Source organism: Silvimonas sp. JCM 19000 (assembly GCF_054652575.1).
Genome location: NZ_BAAIHC010000022.1, coordinates 19,141 through 44,509 on the forward strand (window position 1 = coordinate 19,141; position 25,369 = coordinate 44,509).

A 25,369-nucleotide genomic window follows, 5' to 3' on the forward strand; every position below is an offset into this window, starting at 1 on the left:
CCCGATCAGCGCAGTGCTGATCGGGCTTTTTAACGAGCGCGGCAAGCGGTTTAGCTGCCGATGAGCAGGGTGGCAGCCCAGAACAGGCCCGCCGCCAACGCCATCGAAGCGGGCAGCGTCAGCACCCAGGCCAGACCGATATTGCGTACGGTGGAAACCTGCAGGCCGCTGCGATTGGCGATCATGGTGCCGGCCACGCCAGATGACAGCACATGCGTGGTGGAAACCGGCAAGCCAAACATATTCGCTACGGCAATCGACAAGGCGGCCACAATTTGTGCCGACAGGCCCTGACTGTAGGTCATGCCGGTCTTGCCGATTTTTTCGCCCACGGTTTTTACCACCCGACGCCAACCGATCATGGTGCCGACACCCAAGGCCAGCGCCACCGCCAGAATGACCCAGAACGGCGAGTATTCGGTGGTCAAGGTCAGGTCTTTGCGCAGACGGCTCAGATCCTCTTTGTCCTCAGTCGAAATACCTTTGAGGCCGCCGACCTTTTTGGCCGTGTCATCCAGACACAACAGCGTCTGGCGTACCCGGTTACGGTCATTGGCGGTCAGATCGCGATACGAGTGCACGCCATCCAGCGTGGTCAGCAAATCGGCAATCAGCGGTTCATTCAGTTTGGGGTCACAACGGAAACGCTCGGGCACTTCGCTGGTGGGCGCCTTGCCCAGCGCCAGATAATCGCCCAGCGTGGCCGGATTGCGTTGATAGAACTGGCGCAAATGGATGGCGGCGTCGCGCGTGCGCTCGATCTGGTATGCGGTGGCATCCAGGTCCACCACAAACTTGGCCGGTACGATGCCGATCAAGACCAGCATGATCAGGCCGATGCCTTTCTGGCCATCGTTGGAGCCGTGGGCAAAGCTCATGCACATGGCCGAAACCACCAGCACCAGCCGCGTCCAGAACGGGGGGTGCTTTTTGCCGTCAACCAGTTTGCGTTGCTCGGGCGTCTTGTGCATGCCGGAGAGCGGCCGCAGTTTTTTCAGCGCAAACAACAAGCCGCCAGCGGCCACCACACCGACCAGGGGCGATACCACTAGCGACAAGCCGATATCCACCGCCTTGCCCCAGTTAATGCCATCGCGGATCGAGGTATGCGTCAGCCAGGCGTTGGCCAGGCCCACGCCGAGGATGGAGCCGATCAGGGTATGCGAACTGGAGGCCGGCAGGCCCAGATACCAGGTGCCGAAATTCCACAAAATGGCCGAGGCGAGCAGGGCAAACACCATCACCAGACCGTGGCTGGTGCTGACATTGATCAGCAAATCCACCGGCAGCAAATGCACGATGGCATAGGCCACGCCCAGACCACCCAGCAGCACCCCGGCAAAGTTGAACAGGCCGGACAGCACCACCGCCAGATGTGGCGGCATGGCCTTGGTGTAGATCACTGTGGCAACGGCATTGGCCGTGTCGTGAAAGCCGTTGATAAATTCGAAAGCCAGCACGAACAACAGCGCCAAGGCCAGGCTACACGCCACGTGGAGCGGAATTCCGCTAAAGAGATCAGGCATTTAGAAACAGCAAAGAACGAGAATGGCCGCGATTATCCCAGAAGTCGGCGACGAACGTTGAACTACGTAACAAAATTGTCATGGGCGGTTGACAGGGATCAAACCCGATTGCAAGGCGCGCCGCAAAGCCAGCAAGAAATCCGCCGCAACCGCATCAAGACGAACAAGACACCGACAAATCATTCGCCCAGCTGGGCGGTAGTGCGGCGTAATCGTCAAACTGCGGCTGTTCGTCAAAGGGGTGGCGCAGGCATGCGGCCAGCCGTTGCAACTCGCTCAGGTCGCCTTCGTCGCGTGCTTTGCGGATGGCTTGTTCGGCCAGGTGATTGCGCAGTATGTATTTGGGATTGGCCGCGCGCATGCGGTCGCGCAATGCGGTGGGATCGCTGCGGTCTGCCCGGCTTTGCCACTGGGCAAACCACGCATCGAAGCCGTTACGGTCCAGCACCATGTCACGCAATTGCGGCGGTACGCTGCCGCTTTCGGCAAATGCGGCGTAATCGCTCAGCGTGCGCCAGAACACGGTCCAGTCAGTGCGGCCCGCTTGCAGCAGATTGAACAGATGCGTGAGCGGTTCCCAATCGGCTTCTTGCCAATCCGTATAGCCCAGCTTGCCGCGGAATTGCTCGGCAAAGGCCGCTTCAAATTGCGGCTGGAACTGGTGCAGCGCGGCGATCGCGGCTTCTTTGCTATCCAGTAGCGGCAGCAAGGCTTGCGCCAGCGCTTGCAGATTCCACAAGCCGATCTGCGGTTGCTGGTTATAAGCGTAGCGGCCCGCGCTGTCGGAATGGTTGCAGATATGGCCCGCGTCGTAGCCATCCAGAAAACCGAACGGACCGTAGTCGATGGTCAGACCAAGAATGGACATATTGTCGGTGTTCATCACGCCGTGGCAGAAGCCCACCGCCTGCCATTGCGCCATCAAGCTGGCGGTGCGGCTGATCACGGCTTCAAGCAAGGCATGGTAGGGATTGGCGGCCTCTTTGCATTCCGGGTAATGGTTGACGATGGTCCAGACCGCCAAGGCGCGCAGGCCTTCGTGGTCACCATGGTGGCTGTAGAACTCGAAATGGCCAAAACGCACAAAGGTGGGTGCGGTGCGGGCCACCACGGCGGCGCTTTCTACTGTTTCGCGCCAGACTGGCTCCGGAGCCCCGATCAGGCTGAGTGCGCGCGTGGTGGGAATGCCGAGGCCGTACATGGCTTCGGAACACAGATATTCACGAATGCTGGAGCGCAAGACCGCGCGGCCATCGGCGTGGCGCGAGTAGGGCGTGGGGCCCGCGCCCTTGAGCTGGATTTCCTGGATGACACCGTCGCGGTCAGGCGTTTCGGCAATCAGGATGGCGCGGCCATCCCCCAGTTGCCGCACGTATACGCCAAATTGATGGCCGCAATACACGGTAGCTAGCGGCTGGCTGTCGGCGGGCAAGCGATTGCCAGCCAGATATTCGGCGAGGGCGGGGTGGGCGGCGGGATCAGGATCGAGGTTGAGCGACTCGGCCAGTTCGGCATTCCACAGCAGCAATTGCGGCTCGGGCAGTGGTGTGGGGCGCACCAGCGAATAAAAACGGCCCGGCAAAGCGATGAATCGGGATGCCAGCGGCATGCGGTCGAAGGTATGCTTGCGGTTTTCCAAAGTAGCGCTCAAACCTGAGTGAAATTGTCGGGTATTGTAGCATCCAACGTTTACGAGTTCGACCCATGAGCGAAAAGGCCCCGGTTACCGCTGCAATCCGCGTATTGCGCCAGTTCAAGGCGCCCTATACCGAACATCTGTATGACTACGAAGAAAAAGGCGGCACGACCGTATCGGCGCGTGAACTCGGCGTAGCCGAACACGCTGTGGTCAAGACGCTGGTCATGGAAGACGAAAACAAGCAACCGCTGGTGGTGTTGATGCATGGCGATTGCGAAGTCAGCACCAAAAACCTGGCACGTTTGCGCGGCTGCAAGAGCATTCACCCGTGCAGCCCGGACATTGCCAACAAACACTCCGGTTATATGGTCGGCGGCACTTCGCCTTTTGGCACGCGCAAAGCAATGCCGGTGTATATGCAGGACAGTGTGCTGCAACTGGAGCGCATCTATATCAATGGCGGCAAACGCGGCTTTCTGCTTGGCATGAGCCCGGCCGATGTCCAGCGCATTTTGCAGCCGACGCTGGTCGACGTGGCCATCCGCCACGGCGACGCGGTCTGAACCCTTTAAGAGATCAAGAAGTTATGGCCAATCGACTGAGCAAAATCACCACCCGTACTGGCGACGACGGTACCACCGGCCTGGGTGATGGCAGCCGCGTGCGCAAAGATCACCAACGTGTGCACACGCTGGGCGAAGTGGATGAACTGAATAGCCAGATCGGCGTTGTGCTGGCCGAAGATTTGCCCGCCGCCGCCCGCGATGTGCTGGTGCGGGTGCAACATGATCTGTTCGATATGGGCGGCGAGTTGTGCATCCCCGGCCGCGTGGCGCTGACTGACGCCCAGCTGCAACGGCTGGAAGACGCCGTGGCGACCTTCAATGACACGCTGCCACCGCTCAAGGAATTTATTCTGCCCGGCGGCAGCCGTGGGTCAGCCGCCTTGCATGTGGCGCGTTGTATATGTCGCCGGGCGGAGCGCGCCGTGGTTAGCCTGGCGCAGACCGATGAGGTAGCGCCGCACACCGTGCGCTATCTGAATCGGCTGTCCGATCTGCTGTTTGTGCTGTCGCGCGTGGCCAACCGCCATGTCGGCCTGGCGGATGTGCTATGGCAGCCTGGCTTGAACGCCTGAAGCCGGCGCGATGCTGGCCTTTCTGAACCGACAACCGCCTCTGACAAAACAAGAATAATGCGTGATATGAACTTCTCCGGCTGGCGTTCCGCCGCTGCGGCGCGTTTGCCCGTGGTGCCCACTGTATTGCTGCTGCTGTTGGTGCTGGCCTGGGTTATGCCCGGCCTGATCGGGCATCAGCCCTGGAAGCCGGACGAGGGCTACACCTTTGGCCTGGTGCAGCATATTGCAGCCACGGGCGATTGGGTGGTGCCCACCCTGGCGGGCGAGCCCTTTATGGAAAAGCCGCCGATCTTTTTCATCACCGCCAGCTGGTGTCTGCAAGCGTTTGGCGGCGTGTTGCCGCTGCATGATGCGGCGCGGCTGGCCGCCGGGTTCTGGCTGACGTTGGCGCTGGCCGGCATCGCGCTGGCGACGCGGCAGGTGTATGGCAAACAGGCCGGGCGCTGGGCCATCCTGGTGCTGCTGGGTTGCCTCGGCCTGCCGCTGCGTGGCCACCAGCTGATTACCGATATCGCATTGTTTGCCGGAGTGGCCTGGGGCATCTACGCCAAGCTGCTTGCGCCCACGCGGCCGCTGCTGGCCGGGGTCTTGCTGGGCTGCGCGGGTGCCGTGGCCTTGCTGGCCAAAGGCTTGCTCGGGCCGGGCCTGATTGGCCTGACGGCGCTGGCGTTGCCGGTATTGAGCCCGACCTGGCGCAATCGTCGCTATGCGCTGACGCTGGGCCTGGCCGTGCTGGTGGGGCTGCCGCTGCCCGCCTTGTGGATGTGGAGCCTGTATCAACGCAGCCCTGAACTGTTCAATGTCTGGTTCTGGGTCAATAACCTCGGGCGCTTTAATGGCACCGCGCACCTTGGGCCGCACGCGCAGCATCTGTTTTATTTCCGCACCTTGCCGTGGTACGCCTTTCCCGCTTTGCCATTGGGGCTGCTGACGCTGTGGCGGGCCAGCCGTGGCACCGTGCGTATTGCCGGATCGGCCTTGCTGCCGGTGCTACTGGCATTTGTGGTGGGCCTGACCGTGTTGAGCCTGGCCGCCGATGCGCGCGAGCTGTACACCATGCCCTTGCTGGCGCCGCTGGCCATCCTGGCGGTCGGCGCGCTGGTGGAATATCCGCAAGCGATGTTGCGCTGGCGCGTAGCCTCGGGCGTGGCACTCACGCTGAGTGTGGTGTTGGTGCTGCTGATCATTGTTTGCGGTTTTGCCCTGGCCAGCGGGGCCCCGGCAGGATTGACGCACTGGCTTACCACGCGCCGCTTTGTCGGTTGGCAGCCGCAATGGCATTGGCAGGGCTGGCTGGCCTATGGCCTGATCCTGCTGCTGGTGGCCGCCGCGTGGCGACGGGTGAACGCGGGCACGCCCGCAGGCTTTGTCTGGCGTTGGTTTTTGACGGTGGTGCTGCTGTGGGGCGGATTGTCCACGCTGTGGCTGCCGGCGTTTGATCACGTCATGCGTTATCGCGAAACCTTCTTGCAGTTGCAACCGCGCCTGGCGCAACTGCAACAACAGCACCAATGCGTGGCCAGCTACCGCTTTGGCGAACCCCAACGCGCCATGCTCGACTACTACGACCACTTCCGCACCCTGCGCATCGAAACCCAGCCCGCGGCGTGGGATTGCCAATGGCTGCTGTTTGGTAGCGAAGACGGCGATCTGCCAGCCATGGTGACCGCGCACCAGCTGCAACCGGTGCAAGTAGTGGTCCGCCCGGGCGACGCCCGCGATCGCTTTATGCTGTTCAAGCTACCGGACACAGTGAATGCGCTGTGGCCGCGAGATGAGATACGCCGGGCGGTGGGTAAGTAATTGCAGTGCTCCGGCCCACCAACCGACGTGTTGGGCCGGACCATCAGCTAGCGAGCGGCTCATCTGCGACCTATAAGCAATTTAGGGAGTTTGCATTGGAAGGGAATGATATGGCGAGGATATTGGCGTCATTGTTCTGGGGCGTATCCGCGTTCACTTTTGGTTCTGATTGGGCGTACCTGTCGGGCAACGAAGCGCGTTCTCTCTATATTGACTTGGCATCGATTCGGCTGACAGGAAGCATCGAGTCGGCATGGTTTGGGTATGAGTTCCGCCCTGCGCAATCAGGCGAGCAAGGCGAGCCGCCTCATACAGGCTTGAGAAATAAGGTTGAAGTGGATTGTGCAAAAAATTTGATCCGCTCTAACGCGCTTTATTCTTATGACGCTATGGGCAATGTGGTTGGTTCGAAAGTAGTGTCTTCCGTTTGGACTGAGCCGATTCCAGACAGCACAGGCGATCAGATGGCGACGGCGTTGTGCCGCACGAAGCGCTCCGTGCTAGGGCAGGGGCGGATTCGGGGAACGACGCCGGACAAGTTTCAGGATTTTATGTATCGACAGCGCCTTGAGGCATCTTTGCCTGCGCGCAATATGCAGTCCGATTAGTAGTCGGAAGCGTCTTGGAAAGTCCCTTGGTCCGTTGAGGTCGCCCCGGCTGAAATCGTCCCAAAACGGATGGTTAAGGTCGCCTTTACAACGATTTGGGGGAAGGATGCATTGGCTGTATTCCCGACAGCCATAGAGGACCCGGGCAATGTTCCGGGCCGTCCGTAAGGCCCAATAAAAAAACCACCCCGCAGGGTGGTTTTTTTTGTGGTGCAGCAGTGGCTCAATCCACCAGTTCTTTCGCTGCGCCCACCTGGTCTTTGTAGGCGTCAAAGATGCCTTTGAGCGCGTCGGCCATGCTGGTGCTGGGTGCCCAGTTCAGGTCGGTTTTGGTGTTGTCGATTTTCGGAACGCGGTTTTGCACGTCCTGGTAGCCCTTGCCGTAGTACTCGGCGGACGTGGTTTCCACCACTTGCACCTTGGCCACGCCGTCGGCGTATTCCGGGTATTGCTTGGCCAGGTCAACCATCATGCTGGCCAGGTCGCGCACCGAATAGTTGTTGGTCGGGTTGCCGATGTTGTAGATCTGGCCGGTGGCGATGCCGTCCTTGTTTTCGATGATCTTCATCAGCGCATCGATGCCGTCATCGATATAGGTGAAGGCGCGCTTTTGATGGCCGCCGTCTACCAGCTTGATGGTTTCGCCGCGGGCGATATGGCCGAGGAACTGGGTGATCACACGGCTGGAGCCTTCCTTCGGTGTATGGATGTTGTCCAGACCGGCGCCGATCCAGTTAAACGGCCGGAACAGCGTGTAGTTAAGGCCGGCTTCCATGCCATAGGCGTGGATGACGCGATCCATCAGTTGCTTGGAGCAGCTGTAGATCCAGCGCGGCTTGTTGATCGGGCCGCAGATCAGTTCCGAATTGTCCGGATCAAATTCTTCGTCATGGCACATGCCGTACACCTCAGAGGTGGACGGGAACACCAGATGTTTTTTGTACTCAACTGCCTGCCGCACGATAGGCAGGTTGGCTTCGAAATCGAGCTCGAATACGCGCAGCGGGGCGTTGACATAGGTGGACGGGGTGGCAATGGCCACCAGCGGCAGCACCACGTCACACTTCTTCACGTGGTATTCGATCCACTCTTTATTGATGGTGATGTCACCTTCAAAGAAGTGGAAACGCGGATGATCCAGGAACTCACCAATCTTGTTGGTGTACATGTCCATGCCGAACACTTCCCAATCGGTGGTTTCGAGAATGCGTTTGGTCAGATGGTGGCCGATAAAGCCATTAACACCGAGGATCAACACTTTTTTCATGGGTTCACTTCCTTAGTAGGCAACAGCGGCAGCACGCCGCCAGCATAGCGAGCAAGGCTGGACGCGGACAGCTTGTGGCCGTCGAGTTCAGCATCCAGCAGCTGCAGCACACTGCCATCCGGCGTGGTCAGCAGCAGGTTTTTATCATCGGCGGCAATCATACCTTGATCGCCCGTAGCGTTACGTAACGGTAAGACACGCGTGCGCCACAGCACCAGACGGCCGGCCGGAATATCGGCAAAAGCACCGGGGTAGGGGCGGGTTACCGAGCGCACCAGATTGTGGATGCGCGCCGCGCCCTGGTGCCAGTCGATGCGGCCGTCTTCGGCCTTGCGACCCCCAAAATAGCCACCCTGGCTCAAGTCTTGCAGCCGCAATTGTTCGGTGCCGGCCAGCAATTGCGGCACAGCGCGATACAGGCAGATTTCGGCGGCAACGGTGACTTTCTCAAACACTTCTTGCGCCGTGTCATCCGGCAGGATGGGCACCGCTTGCTGGTCCACAATCGGGCCGTTGTCGGGCTTGATGTTCATCACATGCAGCGTGGCGCCGGTTTCGCTTTCGCCATGGATAATGGCCCAGTTCACCGGCACCCGGCCGCGATATTGCGGCAGCAAGGAGCCGTGCATGTTATAGGCGCCGCGGCGCGCGCTGGCCAGCAGCGGCGCTTTGAGCATATGGCGGTAATAGAACGAAAACAGAAAGTCCACATCGAGCGCGGCCACTTGCGCCTCGACCTCAGGCGTATTCGGGTCCGCCGGGGTGATATAGGGAATATCGTTTTCCTGGCACACCTGCGCGACCGAGCCAAACCAGATGTTCTCAGCCGGGTTGTCCTGATGCGTAACCACTAATTCGACTTTGACGCCACGCGCCAGCAGCACTTTGAGGCAACGCACGCCCACATTGTGATAGGCAAAGACGACGGCGCGGCTCATTCGGCGTCCTTTTGCTGCAGGATGGCCGAGACCAGGTAGCGCGGGCGCTGGCGGACTTCGTGATAGATGCGGCCGATGTACTCACCCAGCAGGCCAATGCCGAACAGCGCCAGCCCGATCAGAAAGAAAGCGATGGCAAACAAGGTAAACAGCCCGCCCACTTCCGGCCCGATAAAGATGCGACGCAGAATCAGCACCACCACCAGTACCGAAGAGGCAAACGACACCCCCATACCCACCATCGAAAACGCCTGCAACGGCACGATGGAGAAACCGGTCATCAAGTCAAAGTTCAGGCGGATCAGGCTGTACAGCGAATACTTGGATTCACCGGCGTGGCGTTCTTCATGCCCCACCGTCACTTCCGTCGGGTTTTGCGAAAACGAATACGCCAGGGCCGGAATAAACGTGTGCATCTCGGCGCATTGATTGATGGTATCGACAATGCGACGGTCATAGGCGCGCAGCATGCAGCCCTGGTCGGTCATCTTGATACGGGTCAGTTTCTCGCGCAGGCGGTTCATGGCGCGGCTGGCCACGTGGCGCCACACCGAATCATTGCGCTGCCGGCGGATCGAGCCGACGTAGTCATAGCCCTGGTCCATCTGGTCCAGCAGCGTTTTGATGTCTTCCGGCGGGTTTTGCAGATCAGCGTCCAGCGTCACGATCTGTTTGCCGCGCGAATATTCAAAGCCCGCCAGAATGGCGCGATGCTGACCAAAGTTGCCGTTGAACAACACCACGCGCGTCACATCGGGCCGCTTGTGAAACTGGTCGGCCAGGATGGCGGGCGATTTATCGCGGCTGCCGTCGTTAACAAAGATGATCTCGTAGCTTTTGCCCAGCGCGTCCAGCGCCGGGTACAAGCGGTCAAACAGCGCTTGCAGGCCGGATTCTTCGTTGTAAACCGGGATAACTATCGAAACGAGGGGTGCGCTCATATCAGGCTTTATAGTGCATTGTCATTAAAGGTCGCGGCCGCCCGGCATCTGGCATGGGCGGCGCGACGGTGTTTCTGTGCGGCCAGGCTTATTTGAGGACGGCGCGCAACACGCTGCTGAGCACACTGCAGACGCGAGTCACATCGCTGTCCTGCATGGCCGGGAACAAGGGCAGCGAAATCGTGCTGGCGCCCACGTGTTCCGCGTGCGGGAACATGCCTTCGGCAAAGCCGCGCGCGCGATACAGGCTGAACAAATGCAGCGCCGGGTAATGGATGCCCACGGCGATGCCCTGAGCGTGCATGCGCGCGATAAAGTCGGCGCGGCCGGTGTTCATCTGCGCCAGCGGCAACAGCGGCTGGAACATATGCCAGTTGCTATCGGCCGATTGCAGCGGCAGCTCCAGCCCCAGGTTGCGGTCGATCTGGGCGAAGTACATGTCGGCCAGTGCTTTGCGGCGGGCATTGAAGGCATCCAGATGCTTGAGCTGACCCAGGCCGACGGCGGCCGATACATCGGTCATATTGTATTTGCCGCCGGGCAGATCGCAGTCCATGGTGCCGTCGGCAAAGCGCGTTACGCCTTGCAGACGCCACTTTTCAAATTCGCGCGCTTCTTCCTCGTTATTCATGACCAGGGCGCCGCCTTCGGTGGTGGTCATGTTCTTGTTGGGGTGAAACGAGATCGAACACAAATCGCCAAAGCTGCCGACGCGCTGGCCTTGCCAGGTGGCACCTTGCGATTGCGCCGCATCTTCCAGCACACGCAAGCCGTGCTTGTGGGCAATGGCGTACAAGCGATCACGATCCACCGGCAAACCGGCCAGATCCACTGGCAGGATGGCCTTGGTGCGCGGCGTGATGGCCGCTTCGAGCTTGTCCAGATCGATATTGCGCGTGGCCGGATCAATATCCACCAGCACCGGGGTGGCACCGGCATTGATGATGATATTGGTGGTGGCCACCCAGGTCATCGGCGTGGTGATGACTTCGTCGCCCGCGCCGATGCGCATCAGACGCAGCGCGATTTCCATGGCGCCAGTGGCCGAATTGACCACGCGCACCGGGCGACCGCCAAAGTATTCCGACAGGCCAGCCTCCAGCAATTTGACCTTGGGGCCGCTGGTAATCCAGCCGCTGCGCAGCACATTGGCGACGTCGGCGATGGTGTCTTCGTCGATGCTGGGACGGGTAAAAGGCAGGTATGCAGTCATGATTTGAACTTAGCTCCGGGCAACCAGATAGACGCCGACAAGAATGATGGCCACGCCGGACAGCTTTTGAGTAGACAGCGCCTCCCCAAATAACTGCCAGGCCAGAAAAACGTTGACGACGTAGCCGAGCGACAGCATGGGATAGGCCACGCTCACTTCCACGCGCGACAGCGCCAGGATCCACACCACCAGGCTGATGGCGTAGCAGCACAGGCCGCCAAAGACAAAGGGATTGGTGGCAATCTGCCAGCCTATTGGCACTGCATTGCTGATCGAAAAATCAAAATGCCCCACCTGGCGGGTGCCGGCTTTGAGCAGCAATTGAGCGGCGGCATTCAGCAATACGCCAAAAACAATCAGTGCAAATTCAGCAAGTTTCATGGTTTGACGATCACAGTGCGACGCGGGTCGCTGACTGCAACGCGCATGGCCAGGCCACGCTGCTGCAAATGTTGATAAATGTCTTTTGACACCACTGCCATCGGCTGTGGTTCTTTGTTCCAACGCGCCATAAAGGCATCCAGCGTCATGAACTTGTCGGGCTCGGATTTTTGGCCCATGGCAAATTCATCGGTGTATTCCACAAACTGCAGCGTGCGCTTTAAATAAAACGGCAGGCTCTGATCGTAATAGCCGATGGCATACAAGGTGGTTTGCGGCGACATCTGCCGTTGCATGTCTTGCGCCAGGTAAAACGCGCTATTGGTATGCGCATACGATTCATGGCCCAGCATCGGCAATTGCAATCCCACCAAGGCGCCACCGGCCATGGTGGCAATCGCCAGGCAGTTGCGGCCTTTATTCGCCAGCCAGAAAGTAACCACCCCCGTCGCCAATAACACGATGCCTGCCGGAATCAACCAGTCGGCAAAGGCGGCATTATAAATCTGCGGCGTTTTTTCGCTACTGAGCTTTGCCACCCACGGCACGGCCACCAGCGTGGCCACGCCGGCCAGCGACAACCAGCCCAGATGCCAGCGCAAGGCCCGCGACGACAGCCGCGCCAGCACTTGCGCGCTCAGCATGGCCAGCGCCGGAAAAATGGGCAGGATGTACGACGGCAATTTGGAATCAGAGCGCGAAAAGAACAGAAAAATAAATACCGCCCAGATCAGCAGAAATCGATTGGGCTGGAAGTGTTCCGCAGCAGACTTAGCCCAGCCCTGGCGTAATGCTTGCGGCAATACGCTCAGCCATGGCATAGAACCCGCCAGCAAATACGGCACGAAATACCACCAGGCGCCGGTGCGATTGTGTTCGGTGGTCAGAAAGCGCTGGAAATGCTCGTGGATAAAAAAGAAGTAGGCGAATTCAGGATTGGCGTGCGAAACCGCCACAAACCACGGTGCGGTAATCAGCAACAGCAGCAATATACCTTTGCCGATATGCAATTTAAGCCACAGTCGCGCATCCAGATTGATAAGCGAATACAGCAGCAGAACCGCACCCGGCAACACCAGACCGATCAGGCCTTTCGACAAAATGGCCAGCGCCATTGCGGCCCAGCACAACAACATGTAATTGCGGTTTTCGTTTTTGCTGGCGGCGTCGCGTTGCGCCAGCATGAACGCGCCCATGGCCACACTCATAAAGGCGCTCACGCCCATATCGAGCGAATTGAAATGGCCGTTGGCCATCCACCACGTGCAGCTGCCCAGCACCATGGCGGCAATCATGCCAACGCGCTCGCCCCATAATTTGCGGCTGACAAAAAAAGCGAACAGTACGGCGGCAAAACCGGTCAGGCCGGTCCACAGGCGGGCGGCAAATTCGTTCTGGCCCAGCACGCTGTAACTGGCGGCCGTGGCCCAGTATTGCAGTGCGGGTTTCTCAAAATACTTGATGCCATTAAGGCGCGGCGTCAGCCAGTCGCCGCTGACCACCATTTCACGCGCAATCTCGGCGTAGCGGCCTTCGTCCGGCGTAATCACCTTGCGATAGCCCAGGGTGCTGAACCAGATCACGGCAAACAGCAGCAAGGCCAGCCAGCGCGCGGCGCGGCTCTGAACAAACTGATTCATAAGAAGTGAGAGTGGCCGAAACCGCGCATTGTACCCGATGCCGCTGGCCTTGGCGGGCGCCGCGCTAGCCCGCTATTGCTTGTTGATCCCGCTGGCGTTTGGCCAATGCGGCTTCGGCTGCGGCCAATTCCAGTTGCACTGCGGCCAGACGGTCGGCTTCGGGTGTTTGCTCCAGTCGGGCCAGTGCTTGCATCAGCCGGTTGGAGCCGATCTGTCCGGCGATGCCTTTGGCGCTATGCGCGTGGCGGATGCGATCTTCGGTGCTGGTGTCATCCACAAAGGCGTCCATCAAAGCGGCAATGCGATCCAGCCCGCGCCGCGCAAAATTCATGGCTTTGGGGATGTCGTAGCCCAGTGCTTCGGCCGCTTCTTCCAGGTTGAGCGGTTGCGAGCTAGGTGGAATCGGGCTGCCGCTGCGTGGCTTGCCCGCGATGGCTTCGAGCAGGGCGGCACGAGTAAACGGCTTGCCAATCCAGCGATCGACACCGGCCTCGCTCAACTCGGCTTCATCCAGCGAGTGGCCGGCGCTGACCAGCAAGAACACACCCTTGAAGCCGAGCTTGCGCACGCTGCGGGCAAACTGCACGCCAGTCATGAACGGCATGTGGAAGTCGGCGGCGATGGTGTCGATTTCGGGGTGCTCGCGCCACAAGCCGAGCGCATCGATGCCATCCTCGGCCGCCAGCACGGTCGCACCGGCACGGGTAAGGATGTCGCTGAGCAAATCACGGTTGATCGGCTGGTCTTCGGCGATCAACACCGTGCGACCTTCCAGCTTGTCTTGCCAGCGCGCCACCGGCGAACGTTCTTCGGCCGCTGCGGTGGGGGTGACCGGGACATGCACACTAAACGTGGTGCCGATGCCGGGCTCGCTGGCGAGCTGGATGTGGCCCCCCATCAAGCGCGCAAAATCGCGGCAGATCGACAAACCCAGGCCCGCACCACCGGCGCGACGGCCCGCGGCGGCTTGTTCGAACGGGGCGAACACCAGTTCCGCGTCTTGCCGCGAAATGCCGGGGCCGGTATCGCTGACGTGGGCGCACAGCCAATGACCGTCTGCGCGTTCCTCATGCGCCAGGTGCACGCTGACCGAGCCTTCGTCGGTCAGCTTGATGGCGTTGCCGATCAGATTGACCAGAATTTGGCGCCATTTATTGGCATCCAGCCGAAACCAGCCCTGCGCCTCCACGCTAATTCCAAACGCCAACCCGCGCCGCGCGGACTGTTCATGAAACAAACCGTGCAATTGCCGCACCAGCGTGCTGATCGACATCGGCGTTTCATACAGTTTGACGTGACCGGCTTCCAGTTTGCTGGCGTCGAGCACGTTGCCGATCAGGCTTAGCAAATAATCGCCGCTATCGCCGATGCGCGACAGCCACTGTGCTTGCGGCGTGGTCAGCGCGCGTTCGTCCTGCAAGCGCTCCACATAACCCAGAATGGCGGTCAGCGGGGTGCGGATTTCATGGCTGACGTGGGCCAGGAAGGTGGTCTTGGCGCGATTGGCCGCTTCGGCCTCGTAGCGCGCGGCTTCCAGTTCGGCGGTACGTTGCTGCACCAGCGCTTCGAGGTGGCCGGCCTGGGCTTCCAGATGCAGGCGGTAGGCGGTTTCGGCCGCTTCTTTGCGTTGGCGCAGATCGCGCACGCGCAAAGCCATCGCCACGCTGAACAGCAGCATTTCAATAATGATGCCGTAGAAGATAAAGCGATAAGTGAAGGCGGTATGCTCGATCAGGCCGTAATCGCGCAAACCCCAGGTCACCACCAGCGACACTGAATAAGTGGCCCACGCCGCCAGAAACAACCAGGCCCCGCCAATGCCCGCGCGGATGGCTTTGATGCTGGCGGCGATGTAGATCAAAAAGCCGATGCCGCCCAGGTTGAGCGCTTCCAGCGCAAACTGGTCATGCCCGGTCAGTGCGGCAATGCTGCTGACCAGGCCGACCGCCGCAATGATCTGCAAGGCCCAATCCAGCGTGCGACTGAGCTTGATGGTTTGCAGATAGTGGCGCACAAACTGCGCGGCGCAGATGTAGTAAAGGCCGCTGCAGAAAAACAGCGCGGTATAGCTGAAATGGCCGTTCCACAACAACAGCGGCCAGACCCCGGTGGCGCTGTGGAACGACACCGTCAGCATCACCAGATTGAGCCCGTAAAACAGAAACGCTTTGTCGCGGGTGGCGGCAAAGCCGATGAAGGCGGCAAAAGCCACCAGCGCCATCATGCCTATCATGCCGCCCAGCAAAAACATCTCATGGGTATTGGCGCGGGCAAACGCGCTGTGGCTCCAGATGCGCACCGCCGAATAAATCGGGCCCGCCATGTCGGCATGGTCGTTAAAGACCACGCGCATCAGATATTCGTTTTGCGCTTGCGGCGGCAAGGTGTCAGGAAAGGCGGGGCGGATGGTGGGCAGCGGGCGGCTTGCTTCGGTTTCGCTGCTGGCAAAATCCTGCTTGCGCCAGGCAAGCTGGCTACCGGCCGGACGCGAATACAAGGTAACGCGGCCGATCAGGCCGTCGGTGTATTCCACGCGTACCGGCAAACTGGCGGCGCTGCTGTTGCGCAATTCAAAGCGGAACCACCAGGCATCGCGGCTATAACCGCGTGAACGCGCCATGCCCTGCGGCGCGCGGAAATGACCTTGCTGCAATTGCTGCGCCGCTTGCTCGATGTCGGCGTTGCGACTGGGGTCCTGCCACAGGGTCAGGTCGCGGTCGATTTCGATGCCGTCGGTGCTCGGGCTGACGTCGAGGGCGTAAGCCAGCTGCGGTAGCGCCAAGGCCGCCAGCAGCACCCACAAACCCCAAAATGACGCGCAACGCCAGCGCCAGCCTGAAAAAACCATCCCGATCCCGTGTGTTCTCAAAGTGTCTGATTGTAAGGCTGTGCCTTACCGCGCGACATGTGTACATGGATTAGCCATGGCGAGCAATGCTTATCTATGTCGTTGTCATGGAACAACACGGCACGGCAAGCGCACTGCGCAAAGGGTACTGCGGGTTGTTCCACGCCGGTTTGACCCCGTTGATTGAGGCATCTACGCAACGCTTGCGTTTAATGACAATGGCTTGCAGCAGCATGCCCATTATCATCACCGCCGACAAAAAATTATTGTAAGGGTGTTGTCTGATGAGTAAGCCGATCTGGTCCGATGCCGCGCTCGATGCCTTGAAGCGTACCGGCGACCCGCTGGCCGACGCCTGCATGGCCGCTTTGATTGCCCACGGCGAAAGCGCGCACGCCAATGCCGTGCTCAGCCAGATGGAAACCGATGCAGCGTGGCCGCAAGATATCCCGCCTGAATTACGCGCGTATCTCGACGCGACCGCCGGTTTGCCCGCCAGCGTGGATCTGCGCCGCATCGAAAGCGCCCAGGCTTTCTTTACCGCGTTTGGCGTCCAGTTTGGCGTGAGCTTGCTGTGCCGATCATTGCCGGTGTTGTACGCCGGCAAAAAAGGCGGCGCGCAAGTGCTGGCGTCCACCGGCAAGCTGACTAATCAGTTCCAGCGCCGCGCCTCCGAGACCTTGCGCTTTATTCTGAATGCCGCTGAACCTGGCGGGCTGGCCCCCGGCGGCAAAGGTTTGCTGACCATCCGCAAAGTGCGTCTGATGCATGCGGCCATCCGCTATTACGCCAAGCGCACGCACGGTTGGCCCGCCAAAGACTGGCCCGCAGAGTGGGGCGAGCCGGTTAACCAGGAAGAACTGGTGGGCACCATGCTGGCGTTTTCGCTGGAAGCGGTGGCCGGTTTGCGCGCGATGGGCGTCAAGGTGAGCAAGCAGCAAGAAGAAGATCAGCTCTATCTGTGGAAGACCATCGGCCTGGTGCTGGGCATCGTGCCGCAGGCCATGCCGCGCCACGCCAGCGACGGCCAGCAGATCTGGAAGGCGCTGGGACGGCGCAACTTCGGTCCGTCCGAAGCCGGCCACATGCTGACGCAATCGCACGTCGCCTTTCTGCAAGACAATCTGCCGCACGAAATGCGCGGACTGGTGCCCGATCTGATGACGCAACTGCTGGGGCGCAAGGTCGCCGCCATGTTGGGTTTGCGTGCCAGCGTGTGGTGGGATTGGTTGATTGATCTGGCGCGCGTGATCTTCCGCATCAAATCGCGCCTGGCCGGTAGCTCGCATAGCGTCGAAAGCTTTATGGGGCGTTATGGCGAAACGCTGATGGAAGCATTGCAAAAATACTGGGCCGGGCCAAATCCGGGACGGCCGTTCCAGCTGCCGGACCAGGCTTTGCATCCGGTACTCCCAACCTCACCCGTCACCGCTTCCGCACAGGTCTGATCATGTCCGCTTTATTGAATACCGCCGCCAACGACCCGAACGCCTGGTTTAATACCCTCAGCGTGGATGGCAGTCATTACACTTTGCTGCAGCTGGGCTTTTTTGCCGTAGGTTGTTTGCTCTGGGTAGTGGCCTATGTGTACGTGCTGCTACAGGCGCACAAATTCAAAGTCGTGGAAATGGCCGTGCTGGCCGGCGCCAGCAATCTGGCATGGGAATTTGTCTGGGGCGTCTTGCTGCGCACCGATATGGGCGTGTTCCTGGTCTGGACTTATCGCGCCTGGCTGTTCTTTGATCTGTTTATCTTCTGGCAAATCATCAAGCTGGGGCACGAGCAGTTCACCACACCCCTGTTCAAGCGCAGCTACAACTGGATTATCGGCGCGACGGTGCTGTTCTTTGTGTTGGTGTATTGGGGCATGACCCAGTCGGGCATCGATACCCCGATCGGCGCGCGCTCGGCGTATGTGTGCCAGTTTGTGATCAGCGTGCTGTGCTTTGTGTTGTTGGCGCAGCAACCGTCCACCGTCGGATATGCCTGGCGCATTACATGGCTGCGTAGCCTGGGCACTTTGCTGGTGTCGGTGTTTATGCTGCTGCATTACCCGCATGACGTGTTCTTGCTGGTGTTGTGCGCCGGCTCGACCGTGCTGGATGGGGCGTATTGCTGGCTGTACTGGAAGGGTGCCGAGGTTAAGGCGGCGCGCTTGGCGCTGGCGACGCAAGCTGCGCCAGCGGCCGCCTGATTGCAAGGGCGTGCGCAACAAAACGGGCGTCTGGCCATGCCGCCAGACGCCCGTTTTTTTTGTCGCCGTATGCTCCGCTCAGGCGGCGGGATAAGCGCCGTGGCGTCGCAGTTCCGCCGCCAGCATCCCCAGCAAGGCCATCATCACCATGGCGTAGAACGAAGTGGTCATCGCCACGATAAACAATACTTCCGTCCAGCCAAAGATAAAGAAACCGCCCGCCAAAGCCAGCCCCATGCGCGCCAATCCAGCCACTTGCGGTAGCGGGCTGTTGCGAAAACGCCAGAACAGCAAAGCCGGGCCCAGATAGACGGCCAGCAAGCACAGCGCGCCGATCAGACCGGTTTCGGCCAATGCCGAGATCAATTCGTTATGCGCGTGCGAAAACGACGAAGCCAGCGGGCTGATCACACCTTGCTGGGCCAGCGTTTCCAGCGTCGGCTTGAGCAGGCCTTTGCCCACGCCCAGCCACGGATGTTGCGCAAACACATGCAGCGCGCTTTGCCAGAGTTGCGTGCGCAAGCCGATCGAGGTGTCGCGATTGCCGTGCGCCATCAACTGTAAATCGCTGGATGCCGCCTGAAAGCGCGAGGCAAACATCGGATCGAATTGCGCCAGCAAAAAGCCGGTCAGCAAGATCAGCAGCAGCAAGGACATCCACGCGCGCCACGGCATGCGCAGCAATACCGCAAACAAAGGTAGTGCGACCCAACCGCCGCGCGAAGCCGACAGCACGCTGGCGGCCAGACCTGCCACCGCGCCGATCATGGCCAGGATATCCACGCGCGACGGCTGTCGCCAACGGCTGATGCCATACAAGGGCAGCACGCCAAGCAACAGGGCGATGTCGCCATAAGGAATGGCGTTGGTAAAGGCATTGGCGGCGCGCGGCTCACCGGTGCTGTGCATAAACCACAGCCCCACCGTCAGGGCGACAATGGCGCCGATGCTGCTGCTCACGCGCAGCAGACGCACACTAACGCCGGGCAGGCTGGCGATGGCAAACGCAACCGGGATTGCGCCCAGAAAGCGCAGTTGCGCGTCAAACGCCCGGGGCAACACGCCGGGCATGGTGCCCACCTGAAACGCCACCAGCAGTGGCCATGCCACAAAGCCGAGCAGCGCCCAGCGCCAGTGACGCGGTGGCATATGCGGTCGCGCAATGATCAGCCACGCCGTGCTCGACAGCAGCATCAATGCCAGACAGGCATTGGTTACACCACGCAAAGACAGAATGCTGAACAAGCCGAGCAAGAGCAGCGCGCCCAGCCATAAGCTAAAGCCAGATTGCAGGCGCGGATGGCGCGTGAGCAGGGCGGCGTTCATGCGACCTCCTGCCAGGCGTTCAGCAGTGCTTGCGCGTGCGCACGGGTGCCGGTGGCATAGCTGATATGGCTGGCGGGCTCCGCCAGTCTGGCTGTGCCCTGATCGACGCGCGCAACCGCCGTGGCTACTGCACGCGCCAGGCCCGCGGCATCGTCGGCGGCAAAATTGATCTGCGCGGCGTCGTCCAGCACTTCGGTGCTGCCGATGCCATTAGCCAACAACACCGGCGTGCCACACAGCACTGATTCAATGCCGACCAGGCCGAACGGCTCATAGCTCGAGGCCAGCACGGTGAAATCAGCGGCCTGATAAATCTGTTCGATATCCGCGTGATAACCAAAATACTGCACATTGCGCCAGGTGCGCGGCAGCGGGCGGCCGACCACGGCCAGCATCACCGGCAAATCCGTCGACTCAAAAAAACGCGCCAGCGCGGGCAGGCCTTTGCGTTCATGCGAAGAGGAGGGGAAGGCAAACACGATGCGATCATCAGGCCAGCCCAGCTTGTGCCGTAGCGCGCTGCGCTGCGCGGCGCTGACCGGGGCAAACCGTTGCGCCGCAGCGGGCGGGTAAATCACGCGGATTTTAGCCGGGGCAACCCCGTAATCGTCGATCAGCTCGGTCTGCATGGCGCGGGAATGCGCCACGATCAAGCGCGCGCTCTGGTAATGCGCGCGTTCCAGCTTGATCTGCATGCGGTCCTTGCTGGTTTCCGCTTTGTGGGTGGCGCGCATAAAGCCCAGATGCGTGCCGCCGCAGATGGCGATATCGGCCGAAGCAATGCGATTGCAGCCGATCAGCAAATCCACGCCCGCCTGCCGTTGGCGTTTGGGCAGGCGCGCAGCAAACCACGCGTCGCGATAACGCGCGGGCAGCCAGCGCACATTGATCTGCTCGCGCTGCACCTGCTGGCTGGCCGGCAAAGCGAGATCAAAGCGCTTGGCAAAAAACACCGGCTTGATGCCGAGTGCTGTAAAACCGTCGACCAGGTCCATTGCATAGCGCTCTATACCGCCGCTCAAGCGCAAGGCGTGGGAGGAAATACCTAATTTCATTGCAGACCTGTGAAGGGCGTCAGCGTTGGGTGCGCCAAAAATATTCTTGATTGCTGCGACTAACAACCATGCCATCCCACAAAACGGGGACGGCCGCGAGCATAACCCCCAATGCGCCCCGTGGACAATGGCGGCTGCCGCCAGGTGTGGCTGGCTGCGGCCAGGATGCTTGCCGGCGCGGCCATCGGGTATCGCTATGTACGGATCAGACGCTTGCGCCGGGCATGGGCCGATTGATGCTGGCACTTGCAACGATCGCCGCCGCAATTACATCAGTCTATGTTGTCGCGGCCAGCGTTTATGCTTCAATCATGCCCCATGACCTTGCCAGTGGATGTTGCCCCTATGACCAGCCCGTCACTTCCGTTGTTGCCCGCCCGCCAATTGTGGCAACAAGGCCAGCCCGCTGCCGCTTTGGCTTTGCTGCAGGACTGGCTGGACAGCGGCGCGTATGACACTGATGCGCTGATCCTGGCCGGGCTGTGCGCCGCGCAATTGCTCGATACCGAACAGGCGCGCCTGCATTGGGAACGCGTGCTGGACCAGCAACCCGGAAACGCCGTGGTGCATTTCAATCTGGGCGTGATGTACCGCAGCCTGGGCGACGCAGTGCAAGCCGAGGCGCATTACCGCATGACGTTGCTGGCGGACCCGGGCAATGCACTGGCCTTGCTCAACCTGGGTATCTTGCTGGCCGAACATCAACAGCCGGGCGTGGCCGAATCCTGCTTTTTGCAGTTGCTGGAACAAGACGAGCACCACGCCCCCGCGCTGACCAATCTGGCCGCCTTGTACGCCGCCGCCGGCCGCGACGAAGACGCCGAACAGATGCATCTGCGTGCGGCCGCAGCGGCCGATCGCGACCCGGACATCCATACCAATTTTGGCGTTTTTCTGGCGGACCGGGCCCGCTATGACGCAGCCGAGCGGCATCACCGCCGCGCACTGGTGCTGGCCCCCGACCACGCCGCCGCCATGTGCAACTTGGCGGTGATGTTGACGTGGCAGGAGCGCTATCTCGAAGCGGAGTCTTTGCTGCGGCGGGCGCTCGAACTGGAGCCGTGGCGCGCAGATTTGTATACCAATCTTGGCATTCTGTATGACGAAACCGGCCGTCATGACGAGGCGGTGACGCAACATCGGCAAGCGCTGGCGCGTGCGCCCTTGTCTGGCGAAGTGCTGTCCAATCTGGGCAACGCGCTCGGCAATGCCGAACGTTATCAGGAAGCCTGCGCGTGTTATGCGCGCGCGTTGGAGATAGACGCCACCGACGGCCGCGCCTGGGGCAATCTGGCGGCGATGCTGGCGCAACAGGGTGATGCGGCGGGCGCCGAGGCGGCCTTTCGCCATGCCTTGCAACTGGATCCGCACCATGCGCGCGTGCGGCTCAATCTGTCTTATCTATTGCTCGGCCAGGGGCGTTATGCCGAAGGCTGGGTGCAACACGAATCGCGCTCCGACCCGCGCATGCGCGACCGACCGACCTTGCTGCCGCTGCTGCCGTTTCCGCAGTGGCGGGGTGAAGCGCTGGCGGGCAAGTCTTTATTGATCTGGGCCGAGCAAGGCTTTGGCGATGAGATCCAGTTCTGTCGATTTGTGCCAGCGCTCAAGCGCATGGGCGCGCGCAGCATCACGCTGGTGACCAAAACGCCGCTCAAACGCCTGCTGCAATCCTTGCCCGGCGTGGATGAAATCCTGACCCAGGGCGACGGCCTGCACCGGCTGGTGCCGCACGATTTCTGGACGCTGCCACTGAGCCTGCCCTTGTGGTCACAAATTCCCGAAAACGAATTTGCCCGTGACGTGCCGTATCTGGCGGCCTCGGCCGAAGTGTTGGCGCAATGGGCCGAGCGTGTGGACGCCGCCATTGGCCCGGGTCCGCGCAAACCGCGGGTAGGCCTGGTCTGGAAGGGCAACGCGGGCAACCGCAACGACATCGACCGTTCTTTGCCTGGTCTGCACACCTTGCAACCCTTGTTCGATGCGATGGGCGACCGCGTGCATTGGATCAGCGTGCAAAAAGGCAGTGGCGAAGAGGAGGCCGTCGCCGCTGCGGCACGGGGCGATCTGTTTAATCTGGGTAGCCAGATCAGCGACTTTGCCGATACCGCCGCCTTGCTGGCGCAACTGGATGTGTTGATCAGCGTCGACACTGCCGCCGCGCACGTGGCGGGCGCCATGGATAAGGAGTGCTGGGTATTATTGCCAAAACATAAAACCGACTGGCGCTGGCTGGAAAAACGCGATGACAGCCCGTGGTACCCGAATATGCAATTGCTGCGCCAGCCCTTGCGCCGTGACTGGGATGCCGTGATCAAGCGGCTGGCCCTGATGCTGCAACAACGCTTCTCGTAATCCAATGGCGTGGTGATGCCGGTTTCTGACAGGGTGCACAGAGGCCGGTATGATCATGCCTCCGTCTTCCAGGCTCATTACGCACAAGATGCCGCAACACCCCGCACAATCGCGCGCTACCGCGCCACGCCGCCAGGCCGGTTTTCTGGCCATTATTGTTGGTTTGCTGGCCGCCCTGATCGCCCTTGGCGGCTTGATCGTTGCTTATGTGGGCGTGCTGCTGGTGCCCAAACTGCCGCCGCTGGATGTGCTGACCAACTTCCAGCCCAAGGTCCCGCTGCGCGTATACACCGCTGACCACGTATTGATTGGCGAATTTGGCGAAGAACGCCGTAGCGTGGTCAAGTTTGCTGATATCCCGCCAGTGATGAAACAAGCCGTGCTGGCAATCGAAGACAGTCGCTTTTATGAACACGGCGGCGTTGATTACGTGGGCGTGATGCGTGCGCTGGTGGCGGACGTGACCCACGGCGCGGCTACCCAGGGCGGCGGCACCATCACCATGCAGGTGGCGCGCAACTTCTTTTTGACGCGCGAGAAAACGGCCACGCGCAAGCTGTACGAAGTGATGATGGCGTACAAGATCGAACATGCGCTGAGCAAAGACCAGATTCTTGAGCTGTATATGAATCAGGTTTACCTCGGCCAGCGCGCCTATGGCTTTGCCAGCGCCTCGCGCGTTTATTTTGGTAAAGACCTGCGCCAGATCGATCTGGCCCAGGCCGCCATGCTGGCCGGCCTGCCCAAAGCGCCGTCGGCCAACAATCCGGTCAATAACTACAAGCGCGCCAAAATCCGTCAGGAATACATCCTCAAGCGCATGCTTGAGCTCAACTACATTAACCAGGCGCAATACCAGGCTGCCGTGGCCGAACCGGTGCGCGTGGTGGCCAGTAGCAACCAGTTTGCCGTGCATGGCGAATATGTGGCCGAGATGGTGCGCCAGACGCTGTATGCGCAATACAAGGACGATGCCTATACCCACGGCTATGAAGTCACCACCACGATTAATTCGGTGGATCAGGATGCCGCTTATAAAGCCGTGCGCGCCGGGGTAATGGATTATGACCGCCGCCACGGTTATCGCGGCCCGGAAGGTCTGGTGCAATTGCCCGACGCCGCCGAAGACCGACAGCAAGCCATAGACGACGCGCTGGAACAATATCCGGACAACGGCGATCTGCTGGCCGCGGTGGTGTTGCAGGCCACGTCGAAGAAGCTGCTGGTGCAGCCGAGCGAAGGTGATGCGGTGGAGCTAAGCGGTGATGGACTCAAGTTTGCCGCCAAAGCACTCAGCGCCAACGCCAGCGCCAGGTTGCGCATTCAGGTTGGTTCGGTGGTGCGGATCAACAAGGACGCCAAGGGCGAGTGGCAGATCAGCCAGTTGCCGCAAGTCGAAGGCGCGCTGATTGCGGTTGCGCCTGATAATGGCGCCATCCGTGCGCTGGTCGGTGGTTTTGAGGCCGACGGCAACAAGTTCAACCATGTGACTCAGGCATGGCGTCAGCCGGGCTCAACCTTTAAGCCGTTTATTTATTCGGCCGCGCTGGAAAAAGGCCTGGGCCCGGCCACGCTGGTCAACGATGCGCCCTTCAGTCTGACCGCCGAACAAACCGGCAACCAGCAATGGGACCCCAAAGACGATGACGAGCCGGAAGGCCCGATCACCTTGCGCCGTGGTTTGCAGAAGTCAAAGAACCTGGTGGCGATCCGCACGCTTAATTACATCACTCCGCAATATGCCCAGCAGTACGCCGCGCAGTTCGGCTTTGATCCGGCCAAAAACCCGGCCTATCTGACCATGGCGCTGGGGGCGGGGGCGGTCACGCCGCTGCAATTGGCCAATGGTTATGCCGTGTTTGCCAACGGTGGGTATCGCGTGGCGCCGTGGTTGATTGCGCAGGTGGCCGATGCCCGCGGCACCTTGATTTCGCAGGCCAAGCCGACTATGGCGGGCAAAGATGCGCCGCGCATTATCAGTGAACGCAATGCCTACATCATGGACAGCTTGCTGCAAAGCGTGGCGCAGCATGGTACGGCGGCCAATTCCAATATCCTCAAACGCACCGATCTGGCCGGTAAAACCGGTACCACCAACGATGCTGTTGACGGCTGGTTTGCCGGCTACCAGCACAGCCTGGTCGCGGTTACCTGGCTGGGCTACGACCAGCCGCGCAGCCTGGGTAGTCGCGAATTTGGCGCGCAACTGGCGCTGCCGCTGTGGATTTCGTTTATGGATAAAGCACTGCGCAACGTACCGATGTATGAAGCGCAGCCGCCTGACGACGTGGCGGTGATCAATGGCGAGTTGTACTTTGCCGATAAAACGCCGGGCAATGGCTTTGTCGCTAGCGTTGATGTGGGTGAGCCCAGCGATGAGGATGCCAGCGATCCGGCGGCCGCCTCGGATGTGGCCGAAGATCGCAGCAAGATACTGGATTTGTTTAAATAAACACTGCGCGCGCAGCCTGGTGCTGATGCAAAAAAGGGTGAC

General features: G+C 60.5%; 20 protein-coding genes. 9 read left to right on the top strand and 11 right to left on the bottom strand.

Annotation, left to right across the window (positions count from 1 at the left end; all coding sequences use genetic code 11):
- Positions 1-50 precede the first annotated feature (50 nt).
- On the bottom strand, positions 51-1,526 hold the full coding sequence (locus ACYQ1A_RS17120) for an inorganic phosphate transporter (RefSeq protein WP_499363864.1): 1,476 nt from the start codon (positions 1,524-1,526) through the stop codon (positions 51-53).
- 154 nt (positions 1,527-1,680) lie between these two features.
- The gene (locus ACYQ1A_RS17125) at positions 1,681-3,135 is read right to left on the bottom strand and encodes a protein adenylyltransferase SelO (protein ID WP_499363923.1); all 1,455 of its coding nucleotides are present in this window, start codon (positions 3,133-3,135) and stop codon (positions 1,681-1,683) included.
- Positions 3,136-3,230: 95 nt separating this feature from the next.
- Between ACYQ1A_RS17125 and ybaK the strand changes: the two genes are divergently transcribed.
- From ybaK to ACYQ1A_RS17145, 4 genes are all read left to right on the top strand, one after another.
- The gene (gene ybaK / locus ACYQ1A_RS17130) at positions 3,231-3,728 is read left to right on the top strand and encodes a Cys-tRNA(Pro) deacylase (protein ID WP_499363866.1); all 498 of its coding nucleotides are present in this window, start codon (positions 3,231-3,233) and stop codon (positions 3,726-3,728) included.
- A 23-nt stretch (positions 3,729-3,751) separates the two neighbouring features.
- Positions 3,752-4,303 carry a cob(I)yrinic acid a,c-diamide adenosyltransferase gene (locus ACYQ1A_RS17135; RefSeq protein WP_062223087.1) on the top strand — a complete coding sequence of 184 codons (552 nt, stop codon included), beginning with the start codon at positions 3,752-3,754 and terminating at the stop codon, positions 4,301-4,303.
- Between the two features lie 57 nt (positions 4,304-4,360).
- The gene (locus ACYQ1A_RS17140; RefSeq protein ID WP_499363868.1) at positions 4,361-6,109 is read left to right on the top strand and encodes an ArnT family glycosyltransferase; all 1,749 of its coding nucleotides are present in this window, start codon (positions 4,361-4,363) and stop codon (positions 6,107-6,109) included.
- A 95-nt stretch (positions 6,110-6,204) separates the two neighbouring features.
- Positions 6,205-6,717: a surface-adhesin E family protein gene (locus ACYQ1A_RS17145; protein ID WP_499363869.1), complete on the top strand. Its 513-nt coding sequence runs from the start codon at positions 6,205-6,207 to the stop codon at positions 6,715-6,717.
- A gap of 223 nt (positions 6,718-6,940) precedes the next feature.
- On the opposite strand, the gene ACYQ1A_RS17150 is transcribed toward ACYQ1A_RS17145, so the two are convergent.
- The 7 genes from ACYQ1A_RS17150 to ACYQ1A_RS17180 all read right to left on the bottom strand — a co-directional run bounded on the left by ACYQ1A_RS17150 (position 6,941) and on the right by ACYQ1A_RS17180 (position 15,945).
- Positions 6,941-7,984, bottom strand: a complete 1,044-nt coding sequence (locus ACYQ1A_RS17150) for a bifunctional UDP-4-keto-pentose/UDP-xylose synthase (RefSeq protein ID WP_499363870.1) — start codon at positions 7,982-7,984, stop codon at positions 6,941-6,943.
- Positions 7,981-8,922: a formyltransferase gene (locus tag ACYQ1A_RS17155; protein WP_499363872.1), complete on the bottom strand. Its 942-nt coding sequence runs from the start codon at positions 8,920-8,922 to the stop codon at positions 7,981-7,983. Before ACYQ1A_RS17155 ends, ACYQ1A_RS17150 begins: the two co-directional genes overlap by 4 nt.
- Positions 8,919-9,863 (bottom strand): glycosyltransferase, encoded by a 945-nt coding sequence (locus ACYQ1A_RS17160; RefSeq protein WP_499363873.1) that lies wholly within the window; start codon positions 9,861-9,863, stop codon positions 8,919-8,921. The genes ACYQ1A_RS17155 and ACYQ1A_RS17160 overlap by 4 nt, the downstream gene beginning before the upstream one ends.
- Before the next feature lie 88 nt (positions 9,864-9,951).
- The gene (locus tag ACYQ1A_RS17165; protein ID WP_499363874.1) at positions 9,952-11,076 is read right to left on the bottom strand and encodes a DegT/DnrJ/EryC1/StrS family aminotransferase; all 1,125 of its coding nucleotides are present in this window, start codon (positions 11,074-11,076) and stop codon (positions 9,952-9,954) included.
- A 9-nt stretch (positions 11,077-11,085) separates the two neighbouring features.
- The gene (locus ACYQ1A_RS17170) at positions 11,086-11,457 is read right to left on the bottom strand and encodes an SMR family transporter (protein ID WP_499363876.1); all 372 of its coding nucleotides are present in this window, start codon (positions 11,455-11,457) and stop codon (positions 11,086-11,088) included.
- Complete coding sequence (locus ACYQ1A_RS17175) at positions 11,454-13,097, bottom strand: phospholipid carrier-dependent glycosyltransferase (RefSeq protein WP_499363877.1); 1,644 nt, start codon at positions 13,095-13,097, stop codon at positions 11,454-11,456. The genes ACYQ1A_RS17170 and ACYQ1A_RS17175 overlap by 4 nt, the downstream gene beginning before the upstream one ends.
- Before the next feature lie 64 nt (positions 13,098-13,161).
- Positions 13,162-15,945, bottom strand: coding sequence for a hybrid sensor histidine kinase/response regulator (locus tag ACYQ1A_RS17180; RefSeq protein WP_499363879.1), 2,784 nt, complete (start codon positions 15,943-15,945; stop codon positions 13,162-13,164).
- Positions 15,946-16,031: 86 nt separating this feature from the next.
- On the opposite strand from ACYQ1A_RS17180, the gene ACYQ1A_RS17185 reads away from it, so the two are divergent.
- Genes ACYQ1A_RS17185 through ACYQ1A_RS17195 form a run of 3 tightly spaced genes read left to right on the top strand, consistent with a single transcriptional unit; the run spans position 16,032 to position 18,139 of the window.
- Positions 16,032-16,217 (top strand): hypothetical protein, encoded by a 186-nt coding sequence (locus tag ACYQ1A_RS17185; protein ID WP_499363881.1) that lies wholly within the window; start codon positions 16,032-16,034, stop codon positions 16,215-16,217.
- Between the two features lie 12 nt (positions 16,218-16,229).
- On the top strand, positions 16,230-17,393 hold the full coding sequence (locus ACYQ1A_RS17190) for an oxygenase MpaB family protein (RefSeq protein WP_499363882.1): 1,164 nt from the start codon (positions 16,230-16,232) through the stop codon (positions 17,391-17,393).
- A 2-nt stretch (positions 17,394-17,395) separates the two neighbouring features.
- Positions 17,396-18,139: a transmembrane-type terpene cyclase gene (locus tag ACYQ1A_RS17195; protein ID WP_499363883.1), complete on the top strand. Its 744-nt coding sequence runs from the start codon at positions 17,396-17,398 to the stop codon at positions 18,137-18,139.
- Between the two features lie 78 nt (positions 18,140-18,217).
- Here ACYQ1A_RS17195 and ACYQ1A_RS17200 read toward each other — a convergent pair whose 3' ends face one another.
- A complete protein-coding gene (locus ACYQ1A_RS17200; RefSeq protein WP_499363884.1) occupies positions 18,218-19,465 on the bottom strand; it encodes an O-antigen ligase family protein in 1,248 nt (415 codons plus the stop codon).
- On the bottom strand, positions 19,462-20,520 hold the full coding sequence (locus tag ACYQ1A_RS17205) for a glycosyltransferase family 4 protein (RefSeq protein WP_499363886.1): 1,059 nt from the start codon (positions 20,518-20,520) through the stop codon (positions 19,462-19,464). Before ACYQ1A_RS17205 ends, ACYQ1A_RS17200 begins: the two co-directional genes overlap by 4 nt.
- Before the next feature lie 345 nt (positions 20,521-20,865).
- Between ACYQ1A_RS17205 and ACYQ1A_RS17210 the strand changes: the two genes are divergently transcribed.
- Both ACYQ1A_RS17210 and ACYQ1A_RS17215 read left to right on the top strand, forming a co-directional pair.
- Positions 20,866-22,875, top strand: a complete 2,010-nt coding sequence (locus tag ACYQ1A_RS17210) for a tetratricopeptide repeat protein (RefSeq protein ID WP_499363887.1) — start codon at positions 20,866-20,868, stop codon at positions 22,873-22,875.
- Between the two features lie 55 nt (positions 22,876-22,930).
- Positions 22,931-25,327, top strand: a complete 2,397-nt coding sequence (locus tag ACYQ1A_RS17215) for a penicillin-binding protein 1A (RefSeq protein WP_499363889.1) — start codon at positions 22,931-22,933, stop codon at positions 25,325-25,327.
- Positions 25,328-25,369 lie beyond the last annotated feature (42 nt).

Bases quoted from the DNA above. Each gene is read 5' to 3' on its own strand.
- ACYQ1A_RS17120 (WP_499363864.1), bottom strand. From the start codon at position 1,526: ATGCCTGATCTCTTTAGCGGAATTCCGCTCCACGTGGCGTGTAGCCTG.
- ACYQ1A_RS17125 (WP_499363923.1), bottom strand. From the start codon at position 3,135: ATGCCGCTGGCATCCCGATTCATCGCTTTGCCGGGCCGTTTTTATTCG.
- ybaK (WP_499363866.1), top strand. From the start codon at position 3,231: ATGAGCGAAAAGGCCCCGGTTACCGCTGCAATCCGCGTATTGCGCCAG.
- ACYQ1A_RS17135 (WP_062223087.1), top strand. From the start codon at position 3,752: ATGGCCAATCGACTGAGCAAAATCACCACCCGTACTGGCGACGACGGT.
- ACYQ1A_RS17140 (WP_499363868.1), top strand. From the start codon at position 4,361: ATGCGTGATATGAACTTCTCCGGCTGGCGTTCCGCCGCTGCGGCGCGT.
- ACYQ1A_RS17150 (WP_499363870.1), bottom strand. From the start codon at position 7,984: ATGAAAAAAGTGTTGATCCTCGGTGTTAATGGCTTTATCGGCCACCAT.
- ACYQ1A_RS17155 (WP_499363872.1), bottom strand. From the start codon at position 8,922: ATGAGCCGCGCCGTCGTCTTTGCCTATCACAATGTGGGCGTGCGTTGC.
- ACYQ1A_RS17160 (WP_499363873.1), bottom strand. From the start codon at position 9,863: ATGAGCGCACCCCTCGTTTCGATAGTTATCCCGGTTTACAACGAAGAA.
- ACYQ1A_RS17165 (WP_499363874.1), bottom strand. From the start codon at position 11,076: ATGACTGCATACCTGCCTTTTACCCGTCCCAGCATCGACGAAGACACC.
- ACYQ1A_RS17170 (WP_499363876.1), bottom strand. From the start codon at position 11,457: ATGAAACTTGCTGAATTTGCACTGATTGTTTTTGGCGTATTGCTGAAT.
- ACYQ1A_RS17175 (WP_499363877.1), bottom strand. From the start codon at position 13,097: ATGAATCAGTTTGTTCAGAGCCGCGCCGCGCGCTGGCTGGCCTTGCTG.
- ACYQ1A_RS17180 (WP_499363879.1), bottom strand. From the start codon at position 15,945: ATGGTTTTTTCAGGCTGGCGCTGGCGTTGCGCGTCATTTTGGGGTTTG.
- ACYQ1A_RS17185 (WP_499363881.1), top strand. From the start codon at position 16,032: ATGCTTATCTATGTCGTTGTCATGGAACAACACGGCACGGCAAGCGCA.
- ACYQ1A_RS17190 (WP_499363882.1), top strand. From the start codon at position 16,230: ATGAGTAAGCCGATCTGGTCCGATGCCGCGCTCGATGCCTTGAAGCGT.
- ACYQ1A_RS17195 (WP_499363883.1), top strand. From the start codon at position 17,396: ATGTCCGCTTTATTGAATACCGCCGCCAACGACCCGAACGCCTGGTTT.
- ACYQ1A_RS17200 (WP_499363884.1), bottom strand. From the start codon at position 19,465: ATGAACGCCGCCCTGCTCACGCGCCATCCGCGCCTGCAATCTGGCTTT.
- ACYQ1A_RS17205 (WP_499363886.1), bottom strand. From the start codon at position 20,520: ATGAAATTAGGTATTTCCTCCCACGCCTTGCGCTTGAGCGGCGGTATA.
- ACYQ1A_RS17210 (WP_499363887.1), top strand. From the start codon at position 20,866: ATGACCAGCCCGTCACTTCCGTTGTTGCCCGCCCGCCAATTGTGGCAA.
- ACYQ1A_RS17215 (WP_499363889.1), top strand. From the start codon at position 22,931: ATGCCTCCGTCTTCCAGGCTCATTACGCACAAGATGCCGCAACACCCC.